14 protein-coding genes and 1 pseudogene are annotated in these 13,035 nt (G+C 63.6%); 5 read left to right on the forward strand and 10 right to left on the reverse strand.

Annotated features, from left to right (window positions below):
• The 6 genes from JWR89_RS06385 to JWR89_RS06410 all read right to left on the reverse strand — a co-directional run.
• A partial coding sequence (locus tag JWR89_RS06385) for a feruloyl-CoA synthase (RefSeq protein ID WP_299713221.1) occupies positions 1-1,660 on the reverse strand: 1,660 nt, incomplete at its 3' end.
• 35 nt (positions 1,661-1,695) lie between these two features.
• Complete coding sequence (locus JWR89_RS06390; RefSeq protein WP_299713223.1) at positions 1,696-2,487, reverse strand: crotonase/enoyl-CoA hydratase family protein; 792 nt, start codon at positions 2,485-2,487, stop codon at positions 1,696-1,698.
• Between the two features lie 92 nt (positions 2,488-2,579).
• Complete coding sequence (locus JWR89_RS06395) at positions 2,580-3,041, reverse strand: DUF3237 domain-containing protein (protein WP_299713225.1); 462 nt, start codon at positions 3,039-3,041, stop codon at positions 2,580-2,582.
• 3 nt (positions 3,042-3,044) lie between these two features.
• Positions 3,045-4,349, reverse strand: coding sequence for a TRAP transporter large permease (locus tag JWR89_RS06400; protein WP_299713252.1), 1,305 nt, complete (start codon positions 4,347-4,349; stop codon positions 3,045-3,047).
• Positions 4,350-4,359: 10 nt separating this feature from the next.
• The gene (locus JWR89_RS06405; RefSeq protein WP_299713227.1) at positions 4,360-4,926 is read right to left on the reverse strand and encodes a TRAP transporter small permease; all 567 of its coding nucleotides are present in this window, start codon (positions 4,924-4,926) and stop codon (positions 4,360-4,362) included.
• Positions 4,927-5,134: 208 nt separating this feature from the next.
• Entirely contained in the window at positions 5,135-6,157 is a 1,023-nt protein-coding gene (locus JWR89_RS06410) for a TRAP transporter substrate-binding protein (protein ID WP_299713229.1), read from the reverse strand.
• A gap of 161 nt (positions 6,158-6,318) precedes the next feature.
• On the opposite strand from JWR89_RS06410, the gene pobA reads away from it, so the two are divergent.
• The 4 genes from pobA to JWR89_RS06430 all read left to right on the forward strand — a co-directional run bounded on the left by pobA (position 6,319) and on the right by JWR89_RS06430 (position 9,262).
• Positions 6,319-7,491: a 4-hydroxybenzoate 3-monooxygenase gene (gene pobA, locus JWR89_RS06415; RefSeq protein ID WP_299713232.1), complete on the forward strand. Its 1,173-nt coding sequence runs from the start codon at positions 6,319-6,321 to the stop codon at positions 7,489-7,491.
• 165 nt (positions 7,492-7,656) lie between these two features.
• Positions 7,657-8,076: a PaaI family thioesterase gene (locus JWR89_RS06420; protein WP_299713235.1), complete on the forward strand. Its 420-nt coding sequence runs from the start codon at positions 7,657-7,659 to the stop codon at positions 8,074-8,076.
• Positions 8,077-8,198: 122 nt separating this feature from the next.
• Positions 8,199-8,843, forward strand: a complete 645-nt coding sequence (locus JWR89_RS06425) for a pyridoxamine 5'-phosphate oxidase family protein (RefSeq protein WP_299713238.1) — start codon at positions 8,199-8,201, stop codon at positions 8,841-8,843.
• An 83-nt stretch (positions 8,844-8,926) separates the two neighbouring features.
• A complete protein-coding gene (locus JWR89_RS06430; protein ID WP_299713241.1) occupies positions 8,927-9,262 on the forward strand; it encodes a YkgJ family cysteine cluster protein in 336 nt (111 codons plus the stop codon).
• 1 nt (position 9,263) lies between these two features.
• On the opposite strand, the gene JWR89_RS06435 is transcribed toward JWR89_RS06430, so the two are convergent.
• The 4 genes from JWR89_RS06435 to JWR89_RS06450 all read right to left on the reverse strand — a co-directional run bounded on the left by JWR89_RS06435 (position 9,264) and on the right by JWR89_RS06450 (position 12,017).
• Entirely contained in the window at positions 9,264-9,686 is a 423-nt protein-coding gene (locus tag JWR89_RS06435) for a hypothetical protein (RefSeq protein WP_299713244.1), read from the reverse strand.
• A gap of 168 nt (positions 9,687-9,854) precedes the next feature.
• Positions 9,855-10,256 carry a DUF3307 domain-containing protein gene (locus JWR89_RS06440; RefSeq protein WP_299713247.1) on the reverse strand — a complete coding sequence of 134 codons (402 nt, stop codon included), beginning with the start codon at positions 10,254-10,256 and terminating at the stop codon, positions 9,855-9,857.
• A gap of 198 nt (positions 10,257-10,454) precedes the next feature.
• Entirely contained in the window at positions 10,455-11,342 is an 888-nt protein-coding gene (locus tag JWR89_RS06445) for a DUF6537 domain-containing protein (RefSeq protein WP_299713250.1), read from the reverse strand.
• Positions 11,343-11,357: 15 nt separating this feature from the next.
• A complete protein-coding gene (locus JWR89_RS06450) occupies positions 11,358-12,017 on the reverse strand; it encodes a cyclic nucleotide-binding domain-containing protein (protein ID WP_299713254.1) in 660 nt (219 codons plus the stop codon).
• 193 nt (positions 12,018-12,210) lie between these two features.
• Between JWR89_RS06450 and JWR89_RS06455 the strand changes: the two are divergent.
• Positions 12,211-13,010 (forward strand): annotated as a pseudogene (locus JWR89_RS06455) (enoyl-CoA hydratase/isomerase family protein).
• The last annotated feature ends 25 nt before the right edge of the window (positions 13,011-13,035 follow it).

Genomic DNA, 13,035 nt, shown 5'->3' on the forward strand with positions numbered 1-13,035 from the left:
TCAACGGATCGGCCGCCGCGGCGGCGAGATCGCCGACCGGCAGCGTCGGATTGATCAGCCGGCAGCCGTCGAGATCGAGGATCACCAGAGCGGACAATTCGTCGCGATTGATGCCGGCGATGACGACGTCGCGCACGAGAGGCGCGCAGGTGTCGATAAAGCGCGCGCGCAGCGGACCGACGCTGACCCAGGTGCCACTGCCGAGCTTGAAATCCTCGGAGATGCGGCCGTCGAAATCGAAGCCGGCCGCGAGATCATCGGGATCGACCGGCTTCAGCGCGTCGCCGAAAATGTAGTAGCCCTCGTCGTCGAACGCCTTCGCGGTCAGTTCCGGCTCGCGCCAGTAGCCGGGCGTGATGTTCGGGCCTTTGGCGCGCACTTCGAGCTTGCCGTTGTTCGGTACCAGTTTCGCATCGTTGCCCGGCACCGGCAGCCCGACATGGCCGGAGCGGCTGGTGGTTGGCGTGACGCACATGAAGAACGGCGAGGTCTCGGTGGCGCCGAGCCCGGTGAGCATCGGCACCCGCGCGCCGGTGGCCTGGACCGAGAGTTCGTCGAGGCTGTCCCAGACATAGGGCGACAGGCCGGCGCCGCTGAAGAACATCGCATGCAGCCGCGAGAAGAACTTTTGCCGCAGTTCGGCATCGTCGCGCAGATAGGGCAGCAGCGATTCATAGCCCTTGGGCACGTTGAAATACACAGTGGGCGAAATCTCTCTGAGATTGCGAATGGTCTGCGCGATGCCCGCCGGCGTCGGCTTGCCGTTGTCGAGATACATCGAGCCGCCATTGAGCAGCGTCAGGCCGATATTGTGGTTGCCGCCAAAGGTGTGATTCCACGGCAGCCAGTCGATGATGACAGGCGGTTCGTCCATCAGGAATGCCAGCGTATCGCGCAGCATAATCTGGTTGGCACACAGCATGCGCTGGGTGTTGATCACCGCCTTGGGGTTGCCGGTCGAGCCCGAGGTCAGCAGGAATTTGGCGATGGTATCGGGGCCGATGGCATCGTGGACGGCGTCGAGGTCCGCGGCCTCCGGCGTCGCCAGCAGGCTCGACAACATCGTGACCGCGCGATCCGGCAGCGCACCGCGCGAGGTAACGACCTCGGTGCCTTCGGGGACATTGAAATGGATCGCATCGGCAAAGGCATCGGCGTCGTCGGCGAACACCAGCCCCGGCGTCAGCAGCTTCATCAGGTAGGAGAGCTTGCCAAAATCCTTCGAGACCAGCGAATAGGCCGGCGACACCGGCGCATAGGGAATGCCGGCATAGAGCGCACCGAAGGCGAGCAGCGCGTGATCGACGGAATTGCCGGACAGGATGACGATCGGCCGTTCCGCCGACAGGCCGCGCGCCAGCAGCGCGGAGGCGATATGGCGGGCGGCGTCGAGCATCTGCGCGTAGGTGACTTCGCGCCAACCACCGTCCTCGCCGCGCTCGGCCATGAAGACGCGGTCCGGCGCTTCCTTCGCCCAACGGTGCAGACAGTCGGTGATCCGGACCGGATAATCGCCGAGCGCCGTGGTCGGGCGGAGATAGATCGTGCCGTTGTCGCGACGATCGATGCTGACACCGATGTCACCGAACGAGATCGGGCGCAGCGGATGCGCCGTTGCCGCCCGTTTGGTCTGATCGCCTTTTGCGGCTGTTGCAGACATGTTGTTTCGACCCTGGTTTTATTATTTTGAAGAAATCAGCTGGGTTGGACTTTGCCCGCCTTGCGATCGAGAAAGGCGCGAATCCGCGTCTTGGCCTCCTGGTCGCTCTGCGCCACGCTGGCCATCAGCGCTTCCAGCATCAGGCCGGTCTGCGGGCTGGCCTCGGCAATCAGCGGCAAGGCTTGCATGACCGCGAAATTCGTCAGGGGGGCATTCTGCGCGACGCGCTCGGCGAGTTCGAGCGCCTTCTTCAGCGACCCGCCCTCCTCCGTCAGGTATTGCGAGAAGCCGAGCGACACGCCTTCGGGGGCCGTGTAGACCCGCCCGGTCAGCATCATGTCGGCCATCCGGGCCACGCCCACCAGCCGTGGCAACCGCACCGAGCCGCCGCCGCCGACGAAGATGCCGCGCTGGCCCTCCGGTAGCGCGTAGTAGGCGCTGGGTTCGGCTACGCGGATATGCGCGGCGCAGGCGAGTTCGAGCCCGCCGCCGATCACGGCGCCCTTCAGTGCGGCGATCACCGGCACGCGGGCGTGCTGGATGCTATCGAACACGCGGTGCCACATCCGCGAATGCATCAGGCCGGCGGTGGCGTCGCGTTCGGAGAGTTCGGAGAGATCGAGGCCGGCGGAGAAATGATCGCCGACGCCGTGAAATACCACCGCGCCGACAGCCTCCGGCAGCGTCGCGAAGGTGCGCTCGATCTCGAGGATGATGCCGTCGTTGAGCGCATTGCGCTTCGCCGGCCGGTTAAGGCCGATGGTCAGCACCCGTCCGACGGTTTCGAGGGTGAGCAGGGAGGCGGTGGTGAGGGCAGCGTCGGCCATGGCAGCAAATAGGTCCTGATGAGAATAGTTATGTATTATAACTATTAGGCCGGGAGTCAATCTTGCGGTGCAAAACTGCCCTTGCGGCCGCCTCACAGCACCTGATGCACGGCGATCTCGACCCGGTCCGGATGCCTGGCGCCGACGCCGACGAACAAATGCTGCATCAACCAGCGGTACTTTGCGCTTCCAGTCTCGAACTTCGGCACCGAGCGGAAATAGATCAGCGCGGGATCGACGGCCTCGCCGCGCGCGATACGATCCAGCGCGTCCTTCGGCCCGAAGCGGACGCCGACGTTGTCGATGTAGACTACCGCGCCGTCGTCCATCTCGAAGGCATATTTGGCTTCCACCTCGGTAAAACCATCGGGGCGGATGATCTGGAAATCCGCGCCAACCGGATAAATCGTGCCGCGAATACCGTCGCCCACCACTTCGCCGCCGAGAATCGGAATGATGCGGCGGACGCCGTGGCCGAGATCGCCGGCGATGATCGGCGCGCCAATTTTGATCGCGAGGGTGAAGACGTATTTCGTCTGCAACTGCGGCGTCATGGACTATCCGATCATCCGCGTCGGCAGCCAGGTGGCGATCAGCGGAAACAGGATCAGCAGCACCAGCCGGATCAGGTCGGTCACCACGAAGGGCAGCACGCCCTTGAAAATGGTGGACATGCTGACGTCCTTGATCACGCTCTTGATGACGAACACATTCATGCCGACCGGCGGATGAATCAGTCCGAGTTCGACCGTCACGACGATGACGATGCCGAACCAGATCGGGTCGAAGCCCAGCGCCATCACCACCGGGAAAACGATCGGCACGGTGAGGATCACCATCGCCATGGCGTCCATCAGGCAGCCCAGCACCAGATACATCAGCAGGATCAGCGCCAGCACGCCGTAGCGGCCGATGCCCAGGCTGGTGAGGAACTCGGTGACATGCTGCGGCGTCTGCGTGATGGTGAGGAAGTATCCAAAACACAGCGCGCCGATCAGCACGGTGAACACGGCGGCGGCGGTGCGCGTCGCCTGCAACAGCGATTGCAGGATGCCGTCCTTGTTGAGCTTGCCCCTGAGCACGCCAATGATGAAAGCGCCGACGGCGCCGACCGCGCCGGCTTCGGTGGGAATGAAGAAGCCGCCATACAGCCCGCCGATCACGAAGATGAACAGCAGCAGCGGCGACCACACGTCGCGGATCGCCAGGGCGCGCTCGTGCCACGATGCCTTCGGTCCCGCCGGCAGGAAGCCCGGCTTGACCACGCCGATGATGAAGATGGTGATCATGTGCATCACGATCGCCAGCAGGCCGGGCACGATGCCGGCGATGAACAGTTTGCCGATGTCCTGCTGGGTGATGATGCCATACACCGCCAGCACGGTGCTCGGCGGCAGCATCGCGCCGAGCGTGCCGCCGACCGCAATCACGCCGGTGGCGAAGCTTTGCGGATAATTGAAGCGGCGCATCTCCGGATAGGCCACGGCGGAGAATGTCGCCGCCGTCGCCACCGACGAGCCCGAGATCGCGGCAAAGCCGCCGCAGGCGGCGATGGTGGCGATGCCGAGCCCGCCCTTCCAGTGGCCGACAAAGGTGTTGGCGGCGCGGAACAGTTCGCGGCTGATACCGGACACCGAGACGAAGGCGCCCATCAGCAGGAACATCGGGATCACGCCGAAGGAATAGTCCGTCACCGTGCGCATGGTGGTCTGGCCGACCAGCTTCAGCGCCGGCGCGAAGCCGGTGAGATAGCCGAAACCGGTGATCCCCACGAGACCCATCGCCATACCCACCGGCACCCGCAGCAGCATCAGCACGAACAGGCTGACAAACCCGATCAGCGCGACGGCTTCATTGCTCAATTCCATGCGATCACTCTGCCGTCTTGATGATGGGGTCGTGCATCTGATCCGGGTGGAAGATCAGCCGGTAGGTGCGAAAGGCAATCAGCAGCACCGCGGAGACATCGCCGATCCAGGACACCAGGAAGAACGGCCAGATCGGCAGTTGCAGGTCCATGGTGACGATGTGGCTGTTGTAGGTGTCGACCACTTTGTCGAACAATGTATAGGTCTGCACGCTGACCACGAACAGCAGCACCAGCGTCGCGAACACGTCGATCCAGCGCTGATATTTCGGGGTCGCATTGGCCCAGACCAGATCGACGGTGATGTGCGAGCCGCGGTAGGAGGTCGCGGCGATGCCCCAGAAGATCAGGATGCCGAGCAGGAACTGGCCGACATTGTAGTAATCAGGAATCGTCACCGCGAAGAATTTGCGCATGAACACCGCGATGAAAGTGTTGAGCGCGACGATGCCAACGAACAACGCCGCGATCCATTCGATGGAATCGATGAAGCGATCCATGACGTTCTTGCGCGGCGGACCCGGCGGTCGGACGATGACGCCGTCGGGGGTTATTTCGGAGGCGGTGGTCATTGATGACGTCACGATGTTGGGTATGAGGGCGAAATCACGATTGACGGTCCGGTTCCCCGGATGCTGCGCAACGCGCCCCTCTTGGGGGCGTGGTGCGCTGCTGATCCGGGGCCCAGGTCCTTCGCGACAAAGAAACCGGGATCCCGGATCTGCGCAGCAGCGTGAAGAACGCTGCAGCTTGTCCGGGAAACGAGTGACTGCTTCTTGGCTATAGCCCCGCGTCGTACTTCTTCAGCGCGGCCTTCAGCTCGGTATCGATGGCGTCCGCGTCGCCGCCGGCCTTCTTGACGCCGGCCGCCCAGCTGGCGTGCAGCGGTTCGACGCCCTTCTTCCATTCGGCGAGCTGCTCGGGGGTCAGCTTGTAGACCTCGTGGCCTTCCAGCGCCTTCATCTTCACCCGGCCGTTGGCTTCGAAATCGACCCAGGGGTCGGTGACCTTGGACGCCCATTCCGGCGTGCAGTGGTCGTCGATGATCTTCTTCTGGCCATCGGACATGGAATTGTATTTGGCGAGGTTGATATTGTAGGTGAACACCGTCGAATATAGCGGCGCATCGATGTGATACTTCACCACCTTGTCGATGCCAAACAGGAAGATCGAGCCCCACGGGAACGCGATCTCGTCGGCGACGCCGCGCTCGATGGCGTCGCGGGATTCCGGCGCCGAGGCCTGCACATTGGTGCCGCCGAACAGTTTCACCATCTCGCCGATGGTGCTCTGCGCCGGACGCACCTTCACGCCGTTGAGATCGGCGGGAACCAGTATCTTCTTCTTGCCGTGCAAGGAGCCTGGATCGTGAATGAAGGCGAAGCACAGCTTGGTGTCCTTCATCTCGGTCTTGGCGTATTTCTGATACCACTCGTTGAGCGCCAGCGTGCCTTTCTTGCCGTCGGAAAACACGAACGGCAGTTGCCCCGCGGAGACGATCGGGAAGCGGCCGGGCTGGTAGCCGGGATTGACGTAGGTGATGTCGGCGATGCCGTCGCGCGCCATGTCGTAATGGTCGAACGCCTTGCCGAGCTGCTCGGAGGGGAACACCGACATCTTGATGGTGCCGCCGGAAGCCTTCTCGATGTCGGCAGCCCAGGCCTGCGTCGCCGGCACCAGCGGATGCGCGGGCGGTACCCACAGCGAAACCTTCACGTTGACGGTCTTGTCCTGCGCCACCGCGGGCGTCACGGCCGGCACCGCGCACACAGCCGCCAGCAACGCGAAAATTGCTTTCCTCATCAACATCTCTCCCTCACTTAACCGGACCTTGAACGGCCCTTTGAGAATATTGTTATATGATATAATTATCATTGCAAGCCTGCGCGACGGGCCCGGATCGCGTGGCCTGATTCAAAACCTCGCGTGACGAAAACAGCCTAACTGAACGGCAGGAGCAAGTGTTGCGGACAAAAGTTGCCATCATCGGTGCCGGCCCGGCGGGAATGCTGCTGGGACAATTGCTTCACGCCTATGGAATCGACAACGTCATCCTGGAACGCAAGGACCGCGACTACGTGCTCGCCCGGATCCGCGCCGGCGTGCTCGAACAGGGCACCGTCGGCCTGCTGGAGAAACTCGGCATCACCGAGCGGCTGCACCATGAGGGCCTGATCCACGACGGCATCGAGCTGCTGTTCGGCGGCGTCCGTCATCGCCTCGACCTCAAACACGCTTCCGGCGGCAAGGTGGTCACGGTCTACGGCCAGACTGAAGTGACGCGCGACCTGATGGACGCCCGCGTCAAGGCCGGGCTCACCACCGTCTATGACGCCGACCAAGTCAGCCTGCACGATTTCTACGGCAGCAGCCCCCGGGTGCGCTACGTCAAGGACGGCGTCAGCCACGAGATCGCCTGCGACTTCATCGCCGGTTGCGATGGCTTTCACGGCGTCTCCCGGCAGAGCGTGCCCGCCGACGCGGTGAAGACCTTCGAGCGGGTCTACCCGTTCGGCTGGCTCGGCCTGCTGTCGGACACGCCGCCGGTATCGCCGGAGCTGATCTACACCAACCACGAGCGTGGCTTCGCGCTGTGCTCGATGCGCTCGCCGACCCGCAGCCGCTATTATGTGCAATGCGCGCTCGACGAAAAGGTCGAGAACTGGTCGGACGACCGGTTCTGGGACGAGTTGCGATCGAGGCTCGATCCGGAGGCCGCGGAGGCCCTGGTCACCGGCCCGTCGATAGAAAAGAGCATCGCGCCGCTGCGCAGTTTCGTGGCCGAGCCGATGCGGTTTGGGAAACTGTTTCTGGCCGGCGACGCCGCCCATATCGTGCCGCCGACCGGTGCCAAGGGGCTCAACCTCGCCGCCTCCGACGTGCATTATCTGTCACAGGCGCTGCGCGAATTCTACGACGAGAAATCTTCCGCCGGGATCGACGGTTATTCGGCCCGCGCTTTGATGCGGGTGTGGAAGGCGGTGCGGTTCTCGTGGTGGATGACCTCGATGATGCACCGTTTCCCCGACAATGACGGCTTCGCCACCAAGCTGCAGCAGGCCGAGCTGGACTACGTAGTGCATTCGAAGGCGGCGACCTCGGCGCTGGCGGAAAATTACGTCGGGCTGCCGTATTAGCCGCCGTCATTGCGAGCGAAGCGAAGCAATCCAGAGCCCCAAGCGAAGGCTGGATTGCTTCGTCGCAAGAGCTCCTCGCAAAGACGGGTCGTTCGCTGTTTTAAACTTTGTTGGCGTGGCATTCGCGTGCCGTTGGGCTTCAATACCGCAACGCTTGGATGACCCATGAACAACCTCGCCATCCCCGAAGGCTTCGCGCCACATTTTCGCAAGAGTCCGCTCACCGAGCCGTGGGAGCCGATCTATTCGAAGGCGACCGACAAGGCCGTCATCCTCGGCCTGCGGCTGGCCGAACCGCATACCAATTCGCGCGGGCTGGCCCATGGCGGGCTGATCTCGTCGCTTGCCGACAACGCGATGGGGCTGAGCTGCGGCCATGTGCTCGGCGGCGGCACACGGCTGGTGACGGTCAGCCTGACGGTGGATTTCATCGGCGCCATCGCCGTCGGGCAATGGCTGCAGGTCGAGACCGACGTCATCAAGACCGGCAGCACGCTGTGTTTCGCGCAGTGTTTTGTCGCGGCCGACGGCGTGCCCGCCGCACGCGCCAGCGCGACCTACCGGGTGGCGCCGAAGAAGCCGTGAGCCTTCCGGTTCCTGCAACAATGAATTGCCGGTTGCAGGAATTCTGGATTCTGCCGAAATCTCTATGTTGTTGCCGACGACGAGCATTCGCTCGCCCGGGACCACGCTCTTGGGAGATTTCGATGACCGACACCCAGACCTATTCTAGCGACGTCGCCTTCACCCCGACGGTGAAGGCCATCCAGGCCCGCAAAGGCTCGCGCGACGGCTATGCGCGGGTCGAGCAGGACGGCGGCTGGCGCAGCGAGGTCGATGACAACCTGGCGGCATTCCTGGCCGACGCCAACAGCCTGTTCCTGGCCACCGCCAGCGCCGACGGGCAGCCCTATATGCAGCACCGCGGCGGCCCGAAAGGCTTTGTCAAAATCCTCGACAAGCAGACGCTGGCCTTTGCCGATTTCAGCGGCAACCGGCAATACATCACCCAGGGCAACCTCGCAGAGAATCCGAAGGCCAATATCTTCATCATGGATTATGCGCATCGCCGCCGGGTCAAGCTGTGGGGCGAAGCCCGGGTGGTCGAGGACGATCCGGCGCTGCTGGCGAGCCTGATGCCGGCCGGCTATAAGGCCCGTCCCGAGCAGGCGATCGTGTTCAGGATCGCCGCATGGGATACCAACTGCCCGCAGCATATCCCGCAAAAGTTCGACGCCGCCGACGTCGCCGCCGCATTGGCATCGCGCGACGCCAGGATCGCGGAGTTGGAGGCGGAACTGGCGGCTTCGTCATTGCGAGCGAAGCGAAGCAATCCAGGAAGCAACGTGTAAAGGACTGGATTGCTTCGTCGCAAGAACTCCTCGCAATGACGAACACTGTATTCGCAGAGGCCTTGTCGCGCTAAACAGCCCAGATGAACACGATTGCCATCGCCCCCGAAACCGTCAGCCCATGCCAGGCCTGCGGCGCCTGCTGCTCGTATTCCAGCAACTGGCCGCGCTTCACCACCGAGGATGAGGCGGAGCTGGATCTGATTCCGGAAAAATTCGTCAACGATAGATTGTCGGGGATGCGCTGCGAGGGCGACCGCTGCAGCGCGTTGACCGGCACCGTCGGCGATCACACCGCGTGCGGCATCTATGCGATCCGGCCGGAAGTGTGCCGGACCTGCCTGCCCGGCGATCCCGAATGCGCGATGGCGCGGCGCCGGCATGGCCTGCCGGTGCTGGAGATCACCGAGGAGTCTTAACTCAGGCCGTGACGTGGACCCGGGCTTTTTCGTCGGCTTCGATCTCGTCATCGAGATCGTCGTCGATCGGCGTGAAGGTCGAGAGCGGTTTGGTCGAGAGCGTGATCGCCTTGCGGTTGCCGTAGGACGACGACGCGGCCGGACGCGAAACCGTGGTCTCGTGCGACAAAGCGTACAGCGTCGAGCCGACCCGACCGCCGAGCTGATACAGTTCGCGTTCGTCGCAACTGGCGGCAATGGCGATGGCCAGCGAATGCAGGTGGCTGCGGCGGTAGCAGAACAGCGCCAGCATCGCACGCACGTCGGACGAGACGCTCTCGACGAGTTGCGGCAGGCCATGCTCGCTGGCCCGGTACATGGCACCGAGCAGATCTTCCTGAACCGGGCAGAAATCGTTCTCAAAAGCTTGTCGGCTGGACCACATGGCGGTTCTCCTCAGTGATGAGGATGCAGCGCAATTTCCTAACGGCTGGTTAACCAAGCGGCTTGTTTGGCGGATGCCCTCTTGAAATGGAACCGCGAATCAGACAGCCGCGGCCGCATTTCCGCCGCCTTGGAACCGGTCACCTAAACCGGATCGTCGTCACCTGGCCTAGCTGTTGGCGACGAGGAAAATCGCCAGGAAAAAATCGGTCAGGTGATGCAGCGCCTGGTCGATGCCGATCAGCCACCAGAACCAGCGATGGCCCATGGTGATGCCGTAATTCGATACGAGCAGGCCCTTGATGCGATCGATCGTAATGTGGATGGCGAAGTCGATCAGGCCGACAAACCACAATTTGGGTTGCACCGCAGCAACCAACAGCGTCGTCAGTACGCCGTGAACGGCACAGTGCGCGAGCAGCGGCAGCGCCCAGCCGGTCTTGCGGTCCTTGGTCGCCATCCAGTTGGTCTGCAGGAAAAAGTCCCCGACCACGTGCTTCACCGTCAGGATGAGCATCCACCCGACCAGCGGGCCGAGGACAATCGACGACGACATTGCGGGAAACGACAAGCGGACGTCCTTCCTACCGGTCCTCAGGCACCGATCCGAGATCGGCTCGGGACACTATTTATGACATCCCGGAACCGGGAATGCACGCCGCGGAACCGAAAATGCACCGCGGCTTTTTGCTTTCCCCTTCCCCCTTGTGGGAGAGGGTGGACGCGCGGTAGCGCGGCCGGGTGAGGGGTAGAGTTTCGCCTCGCCCCCTCATCCGGCACGGACTTCGTCCGCGCCGCCTTCTCCCACAAGGGGAGAAGGAAAAACGGCCCGCGCCCGTATCTCCGCGATCGCCTTGCGCACCTGTTCACCTTTGGGATCGCGCGGCACATGGCGGGCCTCGGCGATCGCAGCGGAAAGATCGGGCAGCACCAGCGTGCCATCGAACACCGGCTTGGCCAGCCCGTCGATGATCTGGTGCCAGGCCGCCAGGCCGTGGCGATAGCCGGTGCCGTAGCCCTCGATCATGGTGGCGCTGTGCACGATCGCCGCGACGGCGTCCGGCTGCTTCGTCAGCGCGCGATCGATCATGTGCAGCCAGCGCTCGACCCAGGCGCGCTCCATCGAATAGCGCACCGACAGCAGCCGCCAGCGCCGCAGCGAGGACTCGATCATCAGGCGGCGGACGCCCCACCAGCTCGCGGTGCTGAAGCGGATCGGCACCGTACGGTGCGAACAGCTGATGCATTCCAGCAGCCACATCAGCGGCTCGCCGGCGATTTCCGGCAGCGCCGATACCAGTTCGTCGAGCCTGAAACGCCGGACATCGACCGCCCGCCGCGCCCGGTTGGCCGGCTCCTGCAGCTTGAGCTGCGCAATCCGGATCGCATCGTGATAGCTCATCCGGATGGCCAGCAGCCGCGCGATCTCCGCGAGGAGCGCATCATCGACGCCGCGGCGATGGACGAAGCGACGCAGCCGGTCGCAATATAGCTGCGCATAGGCCTGGCCCTGATACTCGACCAGCATGGCGACGCCGTTCAACGCCGCCGGTTTGACCGCTTCCGGCAGTCCGGCCGGCAGACGCGCCGGCGGGGCATCGTCGCGGCCCGCCAGTTCGGCGACGGTGTTGCGAATGACGGTGATGAAGCCGGCCACGGGAAGTCCTGACGCTCAAGCTGGTTGCGCAGCAGCGGGCAGCGGCGGCGCGTCGTGCTGCGCCAGCCGCGTTTCCAGCTTGTCGATGTTCTCGAACAGCCGGGCGGAGGCCAGCCGCAGGAAGAAGAAGCCAAACTCCGGATTCTGCACGTAGAGCTCCTCGACCTGGCTGTAACTGACGCTGAGCACGGTGCCGGCCTCGATGCATTCCAGCGTCTGGGTCCGCGCGTTGGACGGCGACAGCATGCCGAGTTCGCCGACAATGGCGCCGACCGGCAATTCGATGCCCGACTCCACCAGCCGGTAGCGGCCGCTGACGATGTAGAACATGTCCTCGGCCTTCTCGTCCTTGTAGAACAGCGCCTCACCGGCCACGCAGTGGCGCTCGGTCATGAACGGCTTCAGCCATTCCATCGAAAGATCAGAATTGACCGACTTCTTCACGTCGCGGACCAGCTGCAGCATCTGGTGCAGGCGATAGGCGTTCAGCGGCAGCAACACGGCGTGCAGGATCAGGGTCGGATAATTGTGGGTCGGGATCGAAATCGAGATCAGGATGACATTGGTGAGAATGCCGAACACCCGCAGCGGGATCATCGTCCGCATGGTGCAGGTTGCGACCACGAAGATCGATGCAAACGCGCTGCCGGCGTGTTGCAGATAGGTCATATCCATCGGAGCCAACCGGGTTTCCAGTGAGGGCGCGGTAACGCAAACATGGTCTGTACCGCAACGTCCTTTGCGATACCTTTATAACGGATTTCAATAGGATAGACCGCTTTGCCCGCTGCGGAAATCACATGGCGGTGGCCGCATTGACGGGCCGCCATGGCGCGGGCACGGTCGGCCGCCCCTCAAGGAGAACAACATGTCGGAAACGACGGACACCATCTCGGCAGATCAGGCTTCCGCCCCCATCCTCACCATCGACGGCCCCCGCGCCACCATCCGGCTGAACCGGCCGAAGCACCTGAACCGGCTGCAGGCGTCCGACCTGGACACGCTGCTGGAGCTGTTCGACCGGGTCGAGGCCGATCCCGCCGTCCGGGTTCTGGTGCTGACCGGCACCGGCCGCGCCTTCAGCGCCGGCTTCGACCTGGGCGCCGTGGCCGATCGCGCGACGAGCGAAGCCACGCAGTCGAGCGCCGGCTCGTCCTTCGAGATCGTCGCCAACCGGCTCGAGGATATCGCGCTGCCGACGATCTGCCGGCTCAACGGCGGTGTCTACGGCGGCTCCACCGACCTGGCGCTGGCCTGCGATTTCCGCATCGGCGTGGATACCTGCGAGATGTTCATGCCGGCGGCCCGGCTCGGGCTGCACTACTACAAAGGTGGCATCAAGCGGTATGTAACACGGCTCGGCGTCGATAACGCCAAGCGGCTGTTTCTCACCGCGCAGAAGCTGGAAGCCACCGAGATGCTTCGGATCGGCTACCTCACCGCCACCGCGCCGGAGGAGGCGCTCGACGAGGAGGTCGACAAGCTCGCCACCATTCTCGCCGGCAACGCGCCCTCCGCCATGCGCGGCATGAAGCGGCCATCAACGAATTCGCCCGCGGCGAACTTGACGAGGACGCCGCCGACCAACGCGCCCGCGACAGCATGCGCGGCGCCGAGATCAAGGAAGGGATTGCGGCGTTTTCGGAGAAAAGGGCGCCGAGGTTTTAGATTGTCTCAGTCTCGTTCCCCGGAC

Source organism: Tardiphaga sp. (genome assembly GCF_028290785.1).
In the GTDB taxonomy this organism is placed as follows: Bacteria; Pseudomonadota; Alphaproteobacteria; order Rhizobiales; family Xanthobacteraceae; genus Tardiphaga.

Excerpts from the sequence above, each read along its gene's own strand:
- JWR89_RS06425 (WP_299713238.1), top strand. The coding sequence starts at position 8,199 with ATGACCGACACCCAGACCTATTCTAGCGACGTCGCCTTCACCCCGACG.
- JWR89_RS06395 (WP_299713225.1), bottom strand. The coding sequence starts at position 3,041 with ATGACGCCGCAGTTGCAGACGAAATACGTCTTCACCCTCGCGATCAAA.
- JWR89_RS06405 (WP_299713227.1), bottom strand. The coding sequence starts at position 4,926 with ATGACCACCGCCTCCGAAATAACCCCCGACGGCGTCATCGTCCGACCG.
- JWR89_RS06450 (WP_299713254.1), bottom strand. The coding sequence starts at position 12,017 with ATGGATATGACCTATCTGCAACACGCCGGCAGCGCGTTTGCATCGATC.
- JWR89_RS06410 (WP_299713229.1), bottom strand. The coding sequence starts at position 6,157 with ATGAGGAAAGCAATTTTCGCGTTGCTGGCGGCTGTGTGCGCGGTGCCG.
- JWR89_RS06435 (WP_299713244.1), bottom strand. The coding sequence starts at position 9,686 with ATGTGGTCCAGCCGACAAGCTTTTGAGAACGATTTCTGCCCGGTTCAG.
- JWR89_RS06390 (WP_299713223.1), bottom strand. The coding sequence starts at position 2,487 with ATGGCCGACGCTGCCCTCACCACCGCCTCCCTGCTCACCCTCGAAACC.
- JWR89_RS06430 (WP_299713241.1), top strand. The coding sequence starts at position 8,927 with ATGAACACGATTGCCATCGCCCCCGAAACCGTCAGCCCATGCCAGGCC.
- JWR89_RS06420 (WP_299713235.1), top strand. The coding sequence starts at position 7,657 with ATGAACAACCTCGCCATCCCCGAAGGCTTCGCGCCACATTTTCGCAAG.